Raw genomic sequence first — 15,792 nt, 5'->3', positions numbered from 1 at the left:
AGCTCTTGCGAAACCCATCATTCCGCGACGGCTGTTGATGGGTTTCGCTGCGCTCTACCCATCCTACAAAATTTAGGCCACCGCTTCCGTATCAGGCGTAGAGCGTTTTCCGCCGTCCGATGCACCAGGTGTCCGGCTTCTCGCCGAGAAAATGTCGTGCACGAGCCCGAGCTTGCCAAGCCCCAGGATGATCAGGCCATTGATGTCGATCTCGTACCAGGCGTGCGAGATATAGGCGTCGCGCGGAAACCGGTGATGGTTGTTGTGCAGCCCTTCCCCGAAGGTGAGGATGGTGGTCACCAGCTCGTTGGTGGTGCCGTCGTCGAGCTCGAAGCGACGGTAGCCCCAGCGGCCGTCGCTGTGGCAGACCGAGTTGACCAGTGAGGTGGCCATGGTCATGAGGTAGCTGCGGAACAGGCCGGAGAACAGCACGCAGCCGATCATCGTGCGCACGCCGCCAAACGCGTAGCCGACGGCGCCCGGAATGATCAGCGCCGACAGCGCGTACCAGTACCAGCGCGTCGTGGTGAAGAACATGGCGATCGGGTCGGCCAGAATATCCCTGGCGTAGTATTCGGCATCGGTGGTGGCCTGGTCCCACACCCAGCCGCCCTGCGCATGCCCCATCCCCTTGGCGAAGCTCTCGATGCTGTTGCCGAAGCCGTCATAATAAGGGCTGTGGACGTCGCCGGGCTTGTCGGAGTGAAGATGGTGCCGGCGATGATTGGACACCCACTTCAGGATCGAGCCCTGCACCGCCATCGTGGCGATCACAGCCAATATCGTCCGCATCACCGGACCGCAGCGGTAGCTGCGGTGGACGAAGTAGCGATGCATGAAGCCGATCCCCATCGTGGTCAGCATGAACATGCCCGCGAAGACCGAGATCTCCACCCACCCGATGCCCTGCGTGAAGGCCCAGATCAGCGCGCCGATCGAGCCCGCGATCATCATGGCGAACGAGATGTAGGAATCCCGAAATTTTGCGTCGACCACCGGGCCGTCGACAAGCACGCCCGGCGGCATTTTGGGCGGCGCTGTCCGGTCGGAGCCTTGCTCCGCAACCACGCCCTCAATTGCAGTCATTGCAGTCGATCCATTGATGGAAAACCAGCTCTTCTGCAACGCAGGGTACAGACGCCGGCTATTTTGAGCAACCCGTGGAAGCGCGGTGCGGCGATCACCTCGTCGAAAGCTGTCCCGGGGGTTAACGCGATGAAGCGGCGGTAGTCGGTTGCTACCACCAGTACGGCCAGCGCCACCCCTCATACCGAACATAGGACGGCACCAGCGGCGGGCCGTAGGGATCGACGCGGTCGTCTTCGGGGCGATAACGGTAGCGCGGAACAACATTGTAATCCCACGGCGTTGGCCTGAGCACAGGCGCCGTGACGATGAGCCTCTCCTGTGGCTCACGAACGATGTGCGCCTTCCGCGTCCGGGCTTCAGCACCTGACATCCCGGCGTTACACAGCACCAGCGCCGTTCCGAGCGCGCACGCGACAGTCATGATCTTCATGCATTGGTCTCCCTGCCTTCAGAGTGCAAAAGGACGCAAAGCAAGGCAAGCGAATTCGCTGTCGGCCTGGACGAACGACGCTCGCGGCTCCCCAGCGACAGCCCGCCATAATTTCTCCGTTGCGCGCGCGTTGTCTGGGACGGCGGCGAGGACTATCGTTGCGGTGATCTCGGACTGCCGCACTCATTCCGTTGACGCAAGAGTGAATGGAGCGCGCATCGGTGCCTCAGACCAACGACCCCAATCCTGACGGCGCGAAGCCCGACGACCCGAAGCCTGACGCCCCAAAGCTGGCCGATGGCGATCTGACGCGGGCGTATGAACGGATCAAGAGCGCCGAACAGGACCTTGCGCGGCTGGACCGGCTGGTTTCCGGAATGGAACACGGCAGCGACCGCCCGCCACCCCCGCAGGCAAAGGCCGCTGCGGCACCGGACGCCGGTCCCGCGAAAGACGCCTCATCGCCGCAAGGCAAGACTCCAGATCAGAGCCCGAAAGCGCACAGGCCGATGCTGCGAGCCGTGGTTATCCTGCTGCTGGCGGCAGGCCTCCTCGGTGCTGCCGTCGCTTCGCAATATCGCGATGAGGCCCGAGCGATCATGGCGCGATGGGCTGCTCCGGTCCCGACCCCGTCCTCGAGCCCGCGCTTGAACCCGCCTTTGGAAGCGTCCGAGGTTCGCAGTCCGGCACCTCCACCAACAGTCTTGCTGGCCGCGGCCGATGAGCAGGCGCCCGTGCCGGCACCGCCGGTCCACAAGGACGCGGACAATCATCCGACGACCGGCGCGACGCCGCCGGATCCAAAATCCGCCGAGCTGACGCAATCGCTCAAGACCATCACGGACCAGCTTGCTGGCATCAACGAAAAGCTCGAGCAACTGAAGACCCGCCACGAGCAAACGCTGCGCGAGCAAGCCGACGCCATTCAACAGCTCAAGACCGCGCAGGAGAAGGACGCAGGCGACAGTGCGCGTCTCTCCGCGCAAGTCCAGGCCCTGCAGACGCAGCTGACCGCGCTATCCGCATCCGCGAAATCGACGGGGCGGAGCGTGGTGAAGGAGAGCGATCCGGTCGCACGCCAGCACATGCAGGCAGCCACACCCCGGAGGCCCAGGCCGCCGCGAGAGCCCTGGATGCCCCCGCGCTATATGGATGATCCCTACGGTTATCCGGACTGGTGAGCCTCCCCTTGCTTTCCTGGTCCTCGCCCCTACGGTGCGCCGCGCACACACCGGAGACGAGACCACCATGGACGACGCCACGAAATGCCCGAAATGCAACTCGGAGCATGCCTATCAGGATCGCGACCTCTGGATCTGCCCGGAATGCGCCCATGAATGGAGCGCTGCGGGCGACGCCGTCGCGGCAGCGCCGCAGGAGGCCGGCGTGCGCGATGCCCATGGCAATTCTCTCGCCGACGGCGACAGCGTCATCGTGATGAAGGATCTCAAGGTCAAGGGATCGTCATCGGTCGTCAAGGGCGGCACCAAGGTCCGCAACATCCGCCTTCAGGACGCCACCGACGGACACAACATCGCCTGCAAGATCGACGGCATCGGCGCGATGAATCTGAAGTCGGAATTCGTGAAGAAAGCGTGACGCGTAGGGCGGATGAGCCGAAGGTAATCCGCCACCTGTGTCCCGCAAATCGGCGGATGACGCTGCGCTCATCCGCCTGCCCTCTAAGCCGCCCGTTGCGGTGCGTTGATATCCTTCAGGCTCGCATCGCACTGATGGATGGCGAGAATGTTGATGCCGAGGGCGAAGGGCTGGTAGCCGTTGTCCGCGAGCCAGCGCTCGAGTTGCGGGATATCGGTCTTGATCTTTTCGATCAGCAGCACCGGGTGATACCTGTCGATGGTCTCCCGGGCACCGCTGAGCGCCTCCATCTCCATGCCCTCGATGTCGATCTTGATGAAATCGACCCGCGGCAGGTTGAGCTCGTCCAGCGTCATCTTCCGGACCAGAACGGTGTTGTCGGCATAGTTGATCTGCTGGCCGATGAATTCGTTGCTGGGGCGCGGCCGCAATTCCAGGCTGCCGAAGCTGGACGGCGTAAAGTAATCCGGATTTGGAATTTGCAGCGTGCCTGACTCGGAGGACACGGCCGCATTCACCGCCAGCGCATTGAAGCAATTGTTGATGGCGATGTTGCCGGCCAGCGCATAGTAGATCCGTTCCTGCGCCTCGATCGCGATCACAGAGCCCCAGCCCGTCATCACAGAGGCCCATTCGATGGTGTGCACGCCGATATTCGCGCCACAGTCGATGGCGATCACGCCGTCGCCATGGTGCTTGCGCCGCAAGGCCAGCAATTCGAGCGCAATCTTGACTTCGCCGGGATCGAACGCGGCCGCGTTGAGGATCTGATACCCCACGCCGTAGCCGCGGTCAGGGGCGACCATGCGATAATCGAAGCGGTTGACGATCATCGTCCCATGGCTGGACGAGGCCATGACAAAGGCCAGCTTTTGCCCCGCGATCGGCATTGCAGAATCTCCTCTCACTCAGAGTGAGATTCCTCTATCCCAGTGCGCGCTTATGCGGGGCTTGTCCTGATTCCGCAGGATGGGGTGAGCGTCAGCGAAACCCATCATTCCGCGACCGCTATCGATGGGTTTCGCTTCGCTCTACCCATCCTACGAAAGCGCCGAACCATCGCACCTGCCCACCCTGCCATCATGCCCCTGTTTTGCCCGACGGGTCAAATATTATTCGGGTTCGCCGAAACGACAAATTCCCCAAGCGTTTCTACTGTGCATGGGGTTGTTTTCGCGATTTTGTTTACCGGAGCAGCGCGTCATACCCCTCCGCGCTGAACGCCAGCAGACAAAACCCGTGCCCGAACGGATCGGCCAGCATCGCGATCCGGCCATAGGGCGCATCGCGCGCGGGTGCCTCCAGGATCGCGCCGGCGCTGACCGCGCGCGCCACGGCGGCATCGACATCGTCGACGACGACGTCGAGATGCACAGGCGTCCAGTGCCGGTCGTAGCGGCGGCGGTCGCGACCTGCCCCCAGCGTGCCGGCCGGCTTGGTCAGGAGATACACCGGCGCCGGCCAGCCCAGGAGCTCGACGAAGTCGCTGCCGAAGCGGCGGCCGACCGTGAGCCCGAACGCGGCGGTGTAGAAGGCGGTGGCGGCTTCGACGTCGGGGACGTCGATATTGAGCAGGACGGTCATGGCGTCATCGGCTCCCTGGTGGCGCGGGTCGGCCTCAACTATCACTTCGGCGGGCTTTGGTGTTATGCTGCGGCGGAACGGCCGTCCGTCTCTCGTCACAAAGGTGTGCGAGGCTCGAGTCTCGGCTGACGGAGGAGCGCGTGATGAAGCACCTTCCACGATTTTGGCTGGCCTTCACGGCCGCTGCGCTGCTGCTGGGCGCAGTCAGCGCAGCCCAAGCCGACGGCCTCTGCGGCCCCGGTTGCCATCCGACAATGACAGGCGCCTGCGTGGCCGACGGCTGGGGCACCGATGCGCGGGTCTGGAACGAATGTCCGGCCACCACCCGCCCACGCCCGCCCTGCGGCGGATCGGATTACGTCTGGAGCCAGCGCAAGCAGGCCTGCTTCCCGAAGGTGAAGGACTGGATCTAGAGGGCAATCACGCGGGGGGCACGTCCATGTCGAAGAAGCCGTCGGTCGACCACGACTATCGTCCGAAGAAGGATCGCCTCGAGATCACGATCAAGCACTACGCGCTCGAGAAGAAGTCCGACCGGGAAGGCCTGATCAAGCACATCCTGCGCAGGCTCGAGAAATCGCCGGCGCTGGCTAAGGCGACTGCCAAGAAGGCAAAGAAGAAGCCCGGCAAGCTGCCGAAATCCCCGATCAGGGGATCGCGGTTGGTCCAGGTCGGAGACTGAGATCGTACGCACGCTGCCTTGTGAGGCGCTTCACAAGTGCGCTCTAGCGCTGCCTCTGCGCGAGGTAGAACCCACACAACACCGTCACGAGGCCGGCGGCCTGCAGCGCCGTCGGCGGCTCGCCGAGCAGCAGCCATCCAGTGAGCACCGTCAACGCCGGCACGCAGGCCGGGAACACCGCTGCACGGGCGACGCCGAGGCGCTGCACCGAGACTGCAAAGAGATAAAGCGCGGCAGGGCCTGCAAGCACGCCCTGCGCCAGCGCCTGGATGGCGTTCTCGGCGACGCCGATCGCGGCGACGTGGGCGAGACCGACGGTCGCGATGTAGATCGGCAGCAGCAGCAGCGACAGCACGTTGATGACGAGCGCGGCCGACACCGCCGAGACGCGCCAGTGGCGCAATAGCGCGCCGAAGCCTGCGAACATCAAGCCGGTCACCACGAAGATCAAATCGCCCTGTACGCCGTCGACGCCGATATGGCCGATCGATTCCGCACCAATCACGCCGAGCCCGCCGACGATCACGATCGCGCCGGCCAATCGCGAGGCGGAGATCCGCTCTTTCAGGAACAGAGCGGCAAGCAACAGGCCGCCGAGTGTCGCGCAGGACGGCTGGATCACGCTACCATGGCCAAGCGGCACGAACAGGAACCCGGTGTAGGAGATCAGCGACATCACGGGGCCGCCGAGCACCATCAACGCAAGGCCCCTCGCCCAGCCGATGCCGCAGAGATCGGAGACGCCGGCACGCAGCACCAGCGGCAGGAAGGCGACGCCCGACCAGACGTAGCGATGCGCCAGCAGATCGACCGGCGTGAAGCCGACCTTCAGACCATGCCGCGTGCCGGCGAACCCAAGCGCCCAGAACAGCGCAGCCGACAGCCCGCAGACGACGCCGATAAGCGCCAGCCTCGCATCGTTGGTTTGAGTGAGAGCGTCAGCGCCGCTCGTCCGCTGATCCATGCGCCAAGTCTTATGTCAGTGCGCGCATCGGCTCAACCCACGCGGTTGCAGGGCTGGCACGCGATGGTCCAATCATCGTGCCTCCTCGCCAAAGACCATGCGCCATCCCTTGCGCGTATCCATGTATTCCCGCACCTCGCGAATGCGATAGCCAGCCACCGTGAACACGAAGCAATAGTCGTTCTCGTAAGCCTTGCCGCCGGCAAGCGTCGCACGCATCCGCTCTTCCACGATCACGGTGTCGCCGTCGGCGTAGACGCCGCGAAAGGCGATATCGATCCCGGAAAACATCCTGTGCATCTCCTGCGCGATGAAGCGTGCGATCTGCTTGGCGCCGACCATGTGGTCGGTGTGGTCGAGCGCGATTGCCGTGGCGTTGCCCTTCGGGGCGATCCACTCGGCATCCTCCGTGAACAGCGCCGCGATGCGCTCAGTGTCGCGCGACGAAAAGGTTTTCCAGGCATCGAGTACGACGTCCTTCGGGCTGGTCACGATGGGCTCCCTCGTTTGCATTGATTGGAGGGGCGTATTCTAGGCCGTGAGACGCGGTGCGGCTCGCCACAATCGGACTCGGTCATCCCGCGGCTCTTTCGCCCGCGCCGGCATGCGCTATCATCCGCTGATGTTGAGCTTCGAGACCTGCAACGCCGCACGGCTGCGCCGCGATCCCCGCTATGACGGGCGCTTCTTCACCGCGGTGAAGACAACGCGGATCTATTGCCGTCCGGTCTGCCCGGCCAAGCACCCGCTGACGCGCAACGTTGCGTATTACCCGACGGCGGCTGCGGCAGAGGCTGCCGGCTTTCGGCCCTGCCTGCGTTGCCGTCCGGAGACCGCACCGTTCTGTCCGGCCTGGAACGGCACGCGCTCGACAGTCGCGCGCGCCACGAGGCTCATCAATGAAGGTGCGCTTGACGGGGACTCGGTGGTGACGCTCGCGACGCGGCTCGGCATCTCATCGCGTCATCTGGCACGGCTGTTCGAGCGCCACGTCGGCGCAACGCCGCAGCAGCTTGCCAAGACGCTTCGCGTCCAGCGCGCCAAGCGATTGCTCGACGCCGGCGAGCACACCATGACGGACATCGCGTTCCAGTCCGGCTTCGGCAGCCTGCGCCGCTTCAACGCCGCCTTCGCCGAGCTCTATGGCCGTTCGCCATCGAGCCTGCGTGCCGCGCGCAGAGTGTCATCGCTCAGAAGAAGCCGGGGCTGAGATCGAGCCCATAGGTCAGGCTCAGCACGAACACGAACAGCGCGGCGGCTGCGAACATTGCGAGATGCCGGACGACGAATTCGCGCGGCGAATTGGCGGCAACAACGGTTTTTTGCGCAACAGGCATAACGGACTCCAATATGAAAACGATTCTTGGCCGCCAATATGCGGCGCCCGCATCAAGCGCCGCGATCTGCAAAACAACTATTAAGGAGATCACACTCGTTTTGAACGGCGATACTCATGTCGCGCGTTGCGAGGAATTTTTCTGCCGAAGGATTCTCAGTCAGCGCACCAACACGCGACATGAGATGGAACACGCGCGAGATGCGATGGATCGCTTCATCTCGACTGCAAAAAAATGGCCGGGACAAGCCCGGCCATGACGTCGTGAAATTTTTGGCACCAAGCTCTCGGCTCGCTGCGATGTCAGCCTAGCGGTCGGAGCCCGTGGTCACGTTCGCGGTCTTCTGCTTGCGCGGCGCCAGCACGCTGGCCTGGAGCGCCGTCACGCTGGTGGCGGGCGCCGTCACCTGCTGCTCGACATGGGCGGCGCCGAGCACGCGGACCTGCACGGGCGAGGCCGGCATGCCGTTGGCCTCATAGGCCGGCAGCTCGGCGGCGAAGGTGGCAGTCGTGCCCGCAAGAGTGAGGACAGCGGCGGCGATCGACAAAGGCTTGTTCATGGTGATGCTCCAAAGAGAAGTTCGGAGCCCAATGTAAGTCTGATTTGCTGCGCTGCGATATCCATTGCCGCAACGCAATATCGCGCGCCGTGCATGGCAATATGCTTAACGGGCCCAACCTCTTGGACGAATCGCTCTCCAGCCGCCGGTTCAGCCGTTTCCTCACGACCCCAGCCGCGGGAACCGCGCGGGAACCAAAGTTGCATTCGGGCAACACTCGCGTGAAAAGCCCTTTTCAGGGAATTTGCGCCATTGCACCGCCACATCATCCTCCGAACAATTGACGCGCCGCGTGCTTGGCTGTGCAATCTGGTTCGCTCACGAACCTTGGAGGCAGGGATCATGAATGATCGGCGGTCTCTTCTTGTGGCGGTCTCGTGCCCCTCGGCCGTGATGGTCGGCTGGCTGGCGCTCTCCCTCTCCGCCTATGCCCCTGCTTTGATCGAGAACAGCGGCGCCAATGCAGCCACCGTCTCCCGCGCCAAAGATCTCACCCGCCTCGAGCTTGCCGACATCCCGCGCGCGGCGACGATCGATGATGGCGTCGCGCTGACTGCTGATATCGCGGCCGCAGCAGCCGCGACACCGAGCGTGACCTTGGTCGAAGCGCCACCGCCCGAGGCACCCGCCCCCGCCGTCCAGCTCGCCTCGGCCGATCCGACCGACATCGTGCCGGCGGCCTCGCCCGCGCCTCAGGTCGTGCCTGAGCCCGCGCCAGTCGCCAGCGAGGCCAAGGTTGAGACTGAGGCTGAGGCTGAGACTGAGGCTGAGCCCGCAGCCGAGCCGACCATCAAGCTCGCGTCCGCCGATCCCGGCGACGTCGTGCCGGAGGCTTTGTCGCCCGCAGCGATCGCGAGCGGGCCCGTGGCGGAGAGCAAGGCGTCGCCGCCCGCCGATACCGTGGCCGTGCTCGATGAATGCTTCGTCATGGATGCCTGCATCGACCGCTATCTCTGGACACTCTATCAGCGCACGCCGAAGGAAGACTCGATCAAGGTCGAGGACCGCCGCGCCGTCACCATCAAGCGCAAGGGCAAGATGGTCACGGTGATGCGCAGCTTCACGAAACTCGTCGATGAGGATTTTGCCTGGAAGGATCCGAAGGCGGCCGACCACGCCAACATGGCACTGATGGATTACGTCATCGGCGGCATGGACAAGAGCTTCAAGCAGAAGCTCTTTCGCATGATGCTCGTGGCCGAAGCCGCCGGCCTCTCGCCCGGCATCACCAGCGCGTTCCGCGACGACTATCGTCAGGAGATTGCGAGCGGCCTGAAGGCGGCCTCCAACCGCTCGTATCACGGCGGCAGTCTCCGCGGCGGCTACGGTCACGGCATGGCGGCCGACATCGTCAGCACCAAGGGCGACAACCGCGCGCAGCGCTGGGCCTCGACCGAGGTGTTGTGGAAATGGGTCGACACCAACGGCAAGGCGCTCGGCATCGGCCGCCCCTATCTCGACCGCGATCCGCCGCATGTCGGCCCGATCGACGGTCAGGAATATATCTCGAAGCGCGGCGTTGCCACCGACCGCAAGGAAGCCGCCAACACCAAACCGAAGAAGGCGCGCGCTGTGGCCAGCGCAAAACCGCCGAAGGCCCGGGTGGCGCGGGAGCAGAAGAGCCCGGCAAAGCCGCAGAAGTCGGCGCAATCCGCCGCGAAGCGAACGACCTGAGCCTTCGCTCGGTTTACTGGTTCAGTTCCCTGAGGCCGGCAACGGCACGAGACACATCTCGGCCGATCCTTGAGCCTGCGTGCGGACGAGCACGGCAAAGATTGTCTCGACCGCAAGCCGCACCGCCGCCTCGATCGCCGTCCCCTTGGCGAGATGCGCCGCGATCAGGCCGGTGAGGAGATCGCCGGTGCCATAGGGGCGGATCGGCAGGCGCGGCGTCGCAAAGCGCGACAATTGCCCGTCAGCACACAGGATCGTCTCCACCTGCCCCACTGGCGTGTCGGCGAGGGTGCAGCCGGTGGCAACGACGTCGATCCGGCGTTGTCCCGTAATTGCAGCCGCTGCAGCACGCAGGGCGTCCGTGTCCGCGATCTTGACGGCGGAGAGCAGCTCGAGCTCGAACTGGTTCGGCGTGATCAGGTGTGCGGCCGGCAACAAGCGGTGCCGCACTACATCCATAATGCCGTCGGCGACATAGACACGGCCGTCGTCGCCGATGACGGGATCGCAGAGATAGACGAGCTTCGAATTGCGCGACAGCGCTCGCTCGACAAAATCGGCGATGACGACGGCGTTGTCGGGCGAGCCGAGATAGCCGGTGACGAGCACGGCCGCCTCATCGACAAGGTCCCGCTCCTCGACACCTCGCAGCAGATCGGCGACCAGCTCAGCGTCGAGCACCCGCCCACGCAAGGTCGGATAGCGCGGATGGTTCGACAGCAGCGTCGTCGGCACCGCAGCGACGTTGACACCCTCCGCCTGCATCGCATGGACCGCCGCGCTGTTGCCGACATGGCCGTGGACCACCTGGCTTTGAATCGAGATGACGAGCATGCAGAGGTCCGTAGGGTCAAAAGCTGGATGTGGCAAGCGTAGCCCGGATCACGAAACGTCGTACCCGAGTCCCGGCCGCAGCGCCTGCATCTTCCGCGCCAGCTTCCGGTGCCCGGTCTCCTCCGCCGCCCCAATTGATCGGCGACCGCGAGATGGTCCCCGTCGCTCTTGTGCTGATTGAGGATGTCAGGAATGACTTCCGCGGCCTGCAAGCTTGTCGAGGTAGGCGCAGAACATGTCGGCCAGCCCGACGGCATGACGCGCGATCTCCGCCTCGCTGCGGGGCGTCTCCGAGAACCGCTTGCCGACCTCGGCCAGCGTCATCTTGATCAGCTCCCCGGCGAGCTCGCGCGTCGCCTCCGAGGCCTGTGGCAGCGCCTCGCGCATGAAGGCTCCAACGATGCCCTCGCCGGCCGCTCGTGCGTCCTGCGCCTCGGGCGCATCGCGATAGAGCGGTGCGGCATCGCTGAGCGCGCCGCGGATCGCAGCTTCCTCGCATTCAGAGCGCATGAAGGCGTGAACCAGCGCGCGCAGCCGCGCCGGTGGCGGCTTCGTCTGGTCGGCGAGAATGCCGCGCAGAAGCTCGCTCGTGCTTCGCCACTCGTCGCTCTGGAGGCGGAACAGGATCGCCGCCTTGTTCGGAAAATATTGGTAGAGCGATCCGACGCTCACCCCGGCCCGCTCCGCCACCCGCGCGGTGGTAAAGCGCTGTGCCCCTTCCTTCGCCAGGACCTGAACAGCGGCATCCAGAATGGCCGCCACCAGCTCGTTGGAGCGGGCCTGCTGCGGCTGTTTTCGTGAAGAAACTGAACGACTTCGGCGATCGGCCACGGTGCGCTCGGGGGAATGCGAATAGGAAATACGACGAATTAGTCGTATTTCAGTTCGCACGCAAGCACTTTGCCGCGAACATTGGAGACACCGAATGACCACCCCAACCATCACCTCGCTTGCGCCGCTGCTGGATCGCCTGTTCGACCAGGACGAAGCAGCCCGCGGCGCAACGCGAGCCGCATTCGCCGACCTGAGCGACGCCGACCGTGCACAGATGATGCAGAGCAAGACCGATTACGGCGACCTCTACACACGCCTGAAGGACGCCCCGGTCGCGGTCTCACGCGAGACCGGTCAGCTGCTCTACATGCTGGCGCGCAGCTCGCGCGCGAAGGTGATCGTCGAGTTCGGCACCTCGTTCGGAATCTCGACCCTGCACATGGGGGCAGCCTTGCGCGACAATGGCGGGGGAAGGCTCATCACCAGCGAGTTCGAGCTATCCAAGGCGGCGCGGGCACGCGAAAACCTCAGGGACGGCGGGCTGATTGATCTCGTCGAAATCCGCGAAGGCGATGCGCTGAAGACGCTGAGCAAGGATCTGCCCGATCAAATCGATCTCGTGCTGCTCGATGGCGCCAAAGCGCTCTACACGAGATCCTCGATCTGGTCGAAGACCGTCTGAAGCCGGGCGCGGTCATCGTCGCCGACAACGCCGACTTCAGCCCCGATTATCTTGCGCGCGTCCGCAAGCCCGGCAACGGCTACATGTCCACGCCCTTTGCCGAGGACGTCGAACTCACCGTGCGGATCAACTAGGGCTGCATCGAACAGCCCGCGACACCTCGGGGACCGCCGTGCGATTCGTCGCGCGCCGGATTTGTGTTGTCGGCGACACGTCTGCAATCTCGCCCCTGAGGTCGTCAGATTCCGCCTTGTCGCAGGCTCGTCACTCACACGTGATATTTGCTCCCGATAAAAGTCATGTTGCGCGTGCTAAACATACCTACCGTGCGGTATCTTTCGCGCGCCACGATCGAGATCGCCATGACGTCCGCCTTCACCTCCTATGCTGCGCTTGCCCTCGCCATCGTCTTCGAGGTGACGGCGTCCGCCTTCCTGCAGCAGTCCGCGCAATTCACGCGGCCCTGGCCGACGCTGGCAATGGTGTTGTTCTACGTCGCCTCGTTCTACGCGCTGTCGGTCGCGATTCGCGTTATCCCCCTGAGCATCGCCTATGCGATCTGGGGCGGGGTCGGCATCATCCTGACCGCCACCGTCTCCTTCGTGCTGTTCCGCCAGATGCTCGATGCCGCAGCCTTCGTCGGTATCGGGCTGATCGTCTCCGGGGTCGTGGTCATCAACCTGTTCTCGCAGACGACGGCGCATTGATGCCGGCGAGTGCCTATACCCGCGCCAAGCAGCCCGAGCAGGTGCGGCGCGCCCTGCTCGACCACGCCGCAGCTATCGCCATGGACCACGGCGTCTCCGGCGTCACGGTGCAAGCGGTGGCAGCGGCGGCCGGCGTCACCAAGGGCGGGCTGTTTCATCATTTCGGAAGCAAGCAGGCGCTGATCGAGGGCCTGTTCGCCGATCTGCTCGGCCGCGTCGATGCCGAGATCGACGCGGCCATCGAAGCGGACCCGAAGCCGCGCGGCAGTTTTACACGCGCCTATGTGCATGCGGTATTCACCGGCAAGGCGTTCGGCTTCGCCACGCCTTGGGCGGCGCTGAGCATGGTAGTCGTCACCGACCCATCGCTGCGCAAGCTCTGGAACGACTGGATGAAGGCGCGCCTGAAACGTCACCGCGCCACCGATGCGGCGCCAGAGCTCCAGATCGTGCGCCTGGCCGCAGACGGCGCCTGGCTGTCCTTCGTCACGACGGGACAGACCCGCATGAACGCCGATTTGCGCGCCGTGCATGACCGCCTGGTCGCGCAAACCTATCCGCGCAGGTAGCCGGGCGACGACTACTGGCTCTGCACCGGCTTAGGCAGACGCGGCTTAGATCGGGCTGACTTCGCGCCGGACTTCGCCGGAGCACCTGGGGGCGGCGTATCGACCGACACCAGATAGGCCGCGAGCGCCTTGGCGCTGTCGGAGCTGGTTGAATAATGGTCCGCCAGGAACCATGACAGCGTCAGGCTCATGCGCCCCTTCGCAAGCCCCCGCGGACTGCGATGGCAGGCCGTGCAACCGTCGGCGAACAGCTTGTCGGGTGCTTTGCCGGCGTCGAGATTTTGCGCCGACGCAAGCGGCGCCGTCAGCACGACGCTTGCTGCGGCGATAGTCCCAAGAATCACCAGAGGCGCGATGAGTTCGCGCCCCGGTCGAATGAGCGATCTCAATGTCGTCCCCTAGCCCGTGCCTCGCGATCACGCCGCCAGCAACTGATCGAACTCCGGCGGAGTATAGGCCTTGCCATCCTGATCGGTGATGACGACCCGCCACCCTTCGCTGGCCCAAACCTTCGCCTTCGCCACGATGAGCAACCGGCTCTCGCGGGCAAAACTGCACTTCTCATTATCGCGTTCTGCGATCATTTTATAGGCCAATGCGCATCCCCTTGCGTTGCCCTGCACCCGTTCTCGTCGTGGCAGCGGGCTTTGGCGGCAATTCGCCGGGAGCGTGGCAATTTGGTGCCCTCCGCGGCAGCATTGCGCGCCGGCACCGGTTCCAGCCGAGCGACGGAGCTCAATACGCCGCATCATCAATGAGATTCGGCTTGCCGGGAGCTTGTTCGCCGCCGTTGCAACGCCGCCAGCCGCGCGCCGGCCCATCGCCGCCGCGACGGAGCCGATCATGCCCCGCGATCCGCTCAGTGGACCCGGATGACGTGTGGCCGGCCGAGATCGATCAGCCCTTGCACGGCCGATAGACGGTCGTCCAGGGCAGCAATGGTGAGCAACAAATTGTTGCGGCGCTCGTCGAGCAGACCCATCTCGGCGCCGGAGAGTTTTGTGCTCGTCCGCTCCTTGTGGATGCCGTCGAGGGATTTGCGCAAGCCGGCAATCAGGCTGGCCAGTTGCTTGGCCTCTTTGGTCATCGACCGCTTCGCGACATTTTGGCGGCGCGACTCCGCCTGGCTCTGTCTCATTTCATCCTCCGGTGCCCCGCTGCCCCGAGTGGATGCTTACAGCTTTGAGTACACATATTACGATCCTTGAAATCTGCCCGCGAAGAACTTTCTTAAATTGTACGCGCACGGAACCGGGTCCAAGCAAAAGCCCGGCGCGAAGGCCGGGCTTTCGTTGGCAAATGCTAGTGCTTCTCGTGACCGCTGCCGGGGCCGCCGCCGTGCGGGGCCGCATTGATATGCGGAGCGCCACCGCCTCCACCGGGATGCGCCATCGCAGGCGCAGGCGCAGCCGCTCGCGGCGCCGGCATCTGCGCATGCGCATTCATCGGCGCACCATGGCTGATATTCGGCTGAGCGACGTGTGGCATCGCTGGCCGGGCCGCCGGCGCAGCCGACACACGCGGCGCCTCATGCGCGCGTGCCATCGGTTGCGCGCGCACCGCGGTCGGTTGCGCGCGTACTGCGGCGCGGCTTGCCGCCTGTTCGTGCATCATGCGCGCCTGCGCGTCACGGGGATTGCGACCCTGCACCGCAGTTCGCTCGTTGACGAAACGCTGGCTCCGTTCGGTACGATTCCGATCGACGCCCACCGCAGCGTCGCGCTTGGCAATAGCCGCATCATGCCGCGCCGTCGTGGCATCACGGCCGGAGATCGCGACATTCCCCTTGGCATGCGCGTCGCGGCCGAGCGCGACCGCGGCGTCACGCGTCGCTGCACGACCGATCCGGGCGACGCGCGGGTCGATCGTCATCTGCGTTGCGAAACGCTCGTGCGAGGTCCAGTAGCTGTTCCAGTAGGCGTGGCGGCGATACCAGGGGCGGCCCTCATAGTAGCTCGACCAGTATGAGCTCAGCACGAAGGGAACGATGGGCACGTCGACCTCGTCGACATAGTCAGGCAGATAGACGTAGTGATTGCGGTAGAGATATTCGAGATATTGCGACGACACCCAGCCGCGGTCGTCGGAGAAGCTCACGTCGCACCAGGCATTGCCACGCAGGCAACCATGGATGTTGACGCGGGCGCCTTCGGGGATGCGGTCGACCAGCGGAAAGCCCGCACCTGGGCCGGCGCGCAGACCGGTCGAGACGGTGACGATGCCCGGCGCAGCCAATGCGGCCGTCGGCGCGAGCAGCAATGCGGCAACTAAAGCGGTTCTCAATCTCATGGCGAAGTCCTCCTCTGAG

Annotated in this window: 23 protein-coding genes and 2 pseudogenes; 10 read left to right on the top strand and 15 right to left on the bottom strand. The window is 64.5% G+C overall.

Translation table 11 applies throughout. The features are described from left to right. Positions 1–72: 72 nt before the first annotated feature. Together ACP2YP_RS18730 and ACP2YP_RS18725 are read right to left on the bottom strand one after the other, a co-directional pair. The gene (locus tag ACP2YP_RS18730) at positions 73–1,086 is read right to left on the bottom strand and encodes an acyl-CoA desaturase (RefSeq protein ID WP_426425888.1); all 1,014 of its coding nucleotides are present in this window, start codon (positions 1,084–1,086) and stop codon (positions 73–75) included. 151 nt (positions 1,087–1,237) lie between these two features. Beyond that, a complete protein-coding gene (locus ACP2YP_RS18725) occupies positions 1,238–1,519 on the bottom strand; it encodes a hypothetical protein (RefSeq protein WP_426425887.1) in 282 nt (93 codons plus the stop codon). A gap of 221 nt (positions 1,520–1,740) precedes the next feature. Here ACP2YP_RS18725 and ACP2YP_RS18720 point away from each other — a divergent pair, with 221 nt between their 5' ends. Together ACP2YP_RS18720 and ACP2YP_RS18715 are read left to right on the top strand one after the other, a co-directional pair. Further along, on the top strand, positions 1,741–2,700 hold the full coding sequence (locus tag ACP2YP_RS18720) for a hypothetical protein (protein ID WP_426425886.1): 960 nt from the start codon (positions 1,741–1,743) through the stop codon (positions 2,698–2,700). A 67-nt stretch (positions 2,701–2,767) separates the two neighbouring features. Then, the gene (locus tag ACP2YP_RS18715; protein ID WP_426425884.1) at positions 2,768–3,118 is read left to right on the top strand and encodes a zinc ribbon domain-containing protein YjdM; all 351 of its coding nucleotides are present in this window, start codon (positions 2,768–2,770) and stop codon (positions 3,116–3,118) included. Between the two features lie 83 nt (positions 3,119–3,201). Here ACP2YP_RS18715 and ACP2YP_RS18710 read toward each other — a convergent pair whose 3' ends face one another. Further along, a complete protein-coding gene (locus ACP2YP_RS18710; RefSeq protein ID WP_426425883.1) occupies positions 3,202–4,008 on the bottom strand; it encodes an FkbM family methyltransferase in 807 nt (268 codons plus the stop codon). A 295-nt stretch (positions 4,009–4,303) separates the two neighbouring features. After that, complete coding sequence (locus tag ACP2YP_RS18705; RefSeq protein ID WP_426425882.1) at positions 4,304–4,702, bottom strand: VOC family protein; 399 nt, start codon at positions 4,700–4,702, stop codon at positions 4,304–4,306. Between the two features lie 143 nt (positions 4,703–4,845). On the opposite strand from ACP2YP_RS18705, the gene ACP2YP_RS18700 reads away from it, so the two are divergent. Both ACP2YP_RS18700 and ACP2YP_RS18695 read left to right on the top strand, forming a co-directional pair. Continuing rightward, positions 4,846–5,115 (top strand): hypothetical protein, encoded by a 270-nt coding sequence (locus ACP2YP_RS18700; RefSeq protein WP_426425881.1) that lies wholly within the window; start codon positions 4,846–4,848, stop codon positions 5,113–5,115. A gap of 26 nt (positions 5,116–5,141) precedes the next feature. After that, on the top strand, positions 5,142–5,384 hold the full coding sequence (locus ACP2YP_RS18695; RefSeq protein ID WP_426425880.1) for a hypothetical protein: 243 nt from the start codon (positions 5,142–5,144) through the stop codon (positions 5,382–5,384). A 43-nt stretch (positions 5,385–5,427) separates the two neighbouring features. Here the strand turns inward: ACP2YP_RS18695 and ACP2YP_RS18690 are convergent, their stop codons facing one another. After that, a complete protein-coding gene (locus ACP2YP_RS18690; RefSeq protein WP_426425879.1) occupies positions 5,428–6,348 on the bottom strand; it encodes a DMT family transporter in 921 nt (306 codons plus the stop codon). 72 nt (positions 6,349–6,420) lie between these two features. Then, the gene (locus tag ACP2YP_RS18685; protein WP_426425877.1) at positions 6,421–6,840 is read right to left on the bottom strand and encodes a nuclear transport factor 2 family protein; all 420 of its coding nucleotides are present in this window, start codon (positions 6,838–6,840) and stop codon (positions 6,421–6,423) included. A 112-nt stretch (positions 6,841–6,952) separates the two neighbouring features. Between ACP2YP_RS18685 and ACP2YP_RS18680 the strand changes: the two genes are divergently transcribed. After that, positions 6,953–7,558: a bifunctional transcriptional activator/DNA repair enzyme AdaA gene (locus ACP2YP_RS18680; RefSeq protein ID WP_426425876.1), complete on the top strand. Its 606-nt coding sequence runs from the start codon at positions 6,953–6,955 to the stop codon at positions 7,556–7,558. On the opposite strand, the gene ACP2YP_RS18675 is transcribed toward ACP2YP_RS18680, so the two are convergent. Next, entirely contained in the window at positions 7,539–7,685 is a 147-nt protein-coding gene (locus ACP2YP_RS18675) for a hypothetical protein (protein ID WP_426425875.1), read from the bottom strand. The genes ACP2YP_RS18680 and ACP2YP_RS18675 overlap by 20 nt on opposite strands. 13 nt (positions 7,686–7,698) lie before the next feature. Here ACP2YP_RS18675 and ACP2YP_RS18670 point away from each other — a divergent pair, with 13 nt between their 5' ends. Further along, positions 7,699–7,944, top strand: a complete 246-nt coding sequence (locus tag ACP2YP_RS18670) for a hypothetical protein (protein ID WP_426425874.1) — start codon at positions 7,699–7,701, stop codon at positions 7,942–7,944. A 48-nt stretch (positions 7,945–7,992) separates the two neighbouring features. On the opposite strand, the gene ACP2YP_RS18665 is transcribed toward ACP2YP_RS18670, so the two are convergent. After that, positions 7,993–8,244, bottom strand: coding sequence for a hypothetical protein (locus tag ACP2YP_RS18665; protein ID WP_426425873.1), 252 nt, complete (start codon positions 8,242–8,244; stop codon positions 7,993–7,995). A gap of 342 nt (positions 8,245–8,586) precedes the next feature. On the opposite strand from ACP2YP_RS18665, the gene ACP2YP_RS18660 reads away from it, so the two are divergent. Next, positions 8,587–9,918, top strand: coding sequence for a hypothetical protein (locus ACP2YP_RS18660; RefSeq protein ID WP_426425872.1), 1,332 nt, complete (start codon positions 8,587–8,589; stop codon positions 9,916–9,918). A 21-nt stretch (positions 9,919–9,939) separates the two neighbouring features. Here ACP2YP_RS18660 and pdxY read toward each other — a convergent pair whose 3' ends face one another. The 3 genes and pseudogenes from pdxY to ACP2YP_RS18645 all read right to left on the bottom strand — a co-directional run bounded on the left by pdxY (position 9,940) and on the right by ACP2YP_RS18645 (position 11,583). Beyond that, on the bottom strand, positions 9,940–10,752 hold the full coding sequence (pdxY, locus tag ACP2YP_RS18655) for a pyridoxal kinase (RefSeq protein WP_426425870.1): 813 nt from the start codon (positions 10,750–10,752) through the stop codon (positions 9,940–9,942). A 48-nt stretch (positions 10,753–10,800) separates the two neighbouring features. Next, positions 10,801–10,934: pseudogene (locus ACP2YP_RS18650) on the bottom strand (FMN-binding negative transcriptional regulator); the annotation flags it as partial. A 4-nt stretch (positions 10,935–10,938) separates the two neighbouring features. Then, positions 10,939–11,583 (bottom strand): TetR family transcriptional regulator, encoded by a 645-nt coding sequence (locus tag ACP2YP_RS18645; RefSeq protein WP_426425868.1) that lies wholly within the window; start codon positions 11,581–11,583, stop codon positions 10,939–10,941. Positions 11,584–11,677: 94 nt separating this feature from the next. Here ACP2YP_RS18645 and ACP2YP_RS18640 point away from each other — a divergent pair. The 3 genes and pseudogenes from ACP2YP_RS18640 (at position 11,678) to ACP2YP_RS18630 (ending at position 13,484) form a co-directional block, all read left to right on the top strand. Then, positions 11,678–12,342: pseudogene (locus ACP2YP_RS18640) on the top strand (O-methyltransferase). A gap of 228 nt (positions 12,343–12,570) precedes the next feature. After that, a complete protein-coding gene (locus ACP2YP_RS18635; RefSeq protein ID WP_426426198.1) occupies positions 12,571–12,915 on the top strand; it encodes a DMT family transporter in 345 nt (114 codons plus the stop codon). Beyond that, on the top strand, positions 12,915–13,484 hold the full coding sequence (locus tag ACP2YP_RS18630; protein ID WP_426425867.1) for a TetR/AcrR family transcriptional regulator: 570 nt from the start codon (positions 12,915–12,917) through the stop codon (positions 13,482–13,484). Before ACP2YP_RS18635 ends, ACP2YP_RS18630 begins: the two co-directional genes overlap by 1 nt. An 11-nt stretch (positions 13,485–13,495) precedes the next feature. Here the strand turns inward: ACP2YP_RS18630 and ACP2YP_RS18625 are convergent, their stop codons facing one another. From ACP2YP_RS18625 to ACP2YP_RS18610, 4 genes are all read right to left on the bottom strand, one after another. Further along, the gene (locus tag ACP2YP_RS18625; RefSeq protein ID WP_426425866.1) at positions 13,496–13,873 is read right to left on the bottom strand and encodes a hypothetical protein; all 378 of its coding nucleotides are present in this window, start codon (positions 13,871–13,873) and stop codon (positions 13,496–13,498) included. Positions 13,874–13,900: 27 nt separating this feature from the next. After that, positions 13,901–14,329, bottom strand: coding sequence for a hypothetical protein (locus ACP2YP_RS18620; protein ID WP_426425865.1), 429 nt, complete (start codon positions 14,327–14,329; stop codon positions 13,901–13,903). 14 nt (positions 14,330–14,343) lie between these two features. Continuing rightward, positions 14,344–14,622: a hypothetical protein gene (locus ACP2YP_RS18615; protein WP_426425864.1), complete on the bottom strand. Its 279-nt coding sequence runs from the start codon at positions 14,620–14,622 to the stop codon at positions 14,344–14,346. 164 nt (positions 14,623–14,786) lie between these two features. Next, positions 14,787–15,773 carry an SH3 domain-containing protein gene (locus ACP2YP_RS18610; RefSeq protein WP_426425863.1) on the bottom strand — a complete coding sequence of 329 codons (987 nt, stop codon included), beginning with the start codon at positions 15,771–15,773 and terminating at the stop codon, positions 14,787–14,789. Between the last annotated feature and the right edge of the window lie 19 nt (positions 15,774–15,792).

Source organism: Bradyrhizobium genosp. A, from assembly GCF_049949275.1.
Lineage (GTDB): Bacteria > Pseudomonadota > Alphaproteobacteria > Rhizobiales > Xanthobacteraceae > Bradyrhizobium.
This window is presented reverse-complemented; position numbering and strand designations above follow the sequence as displayed.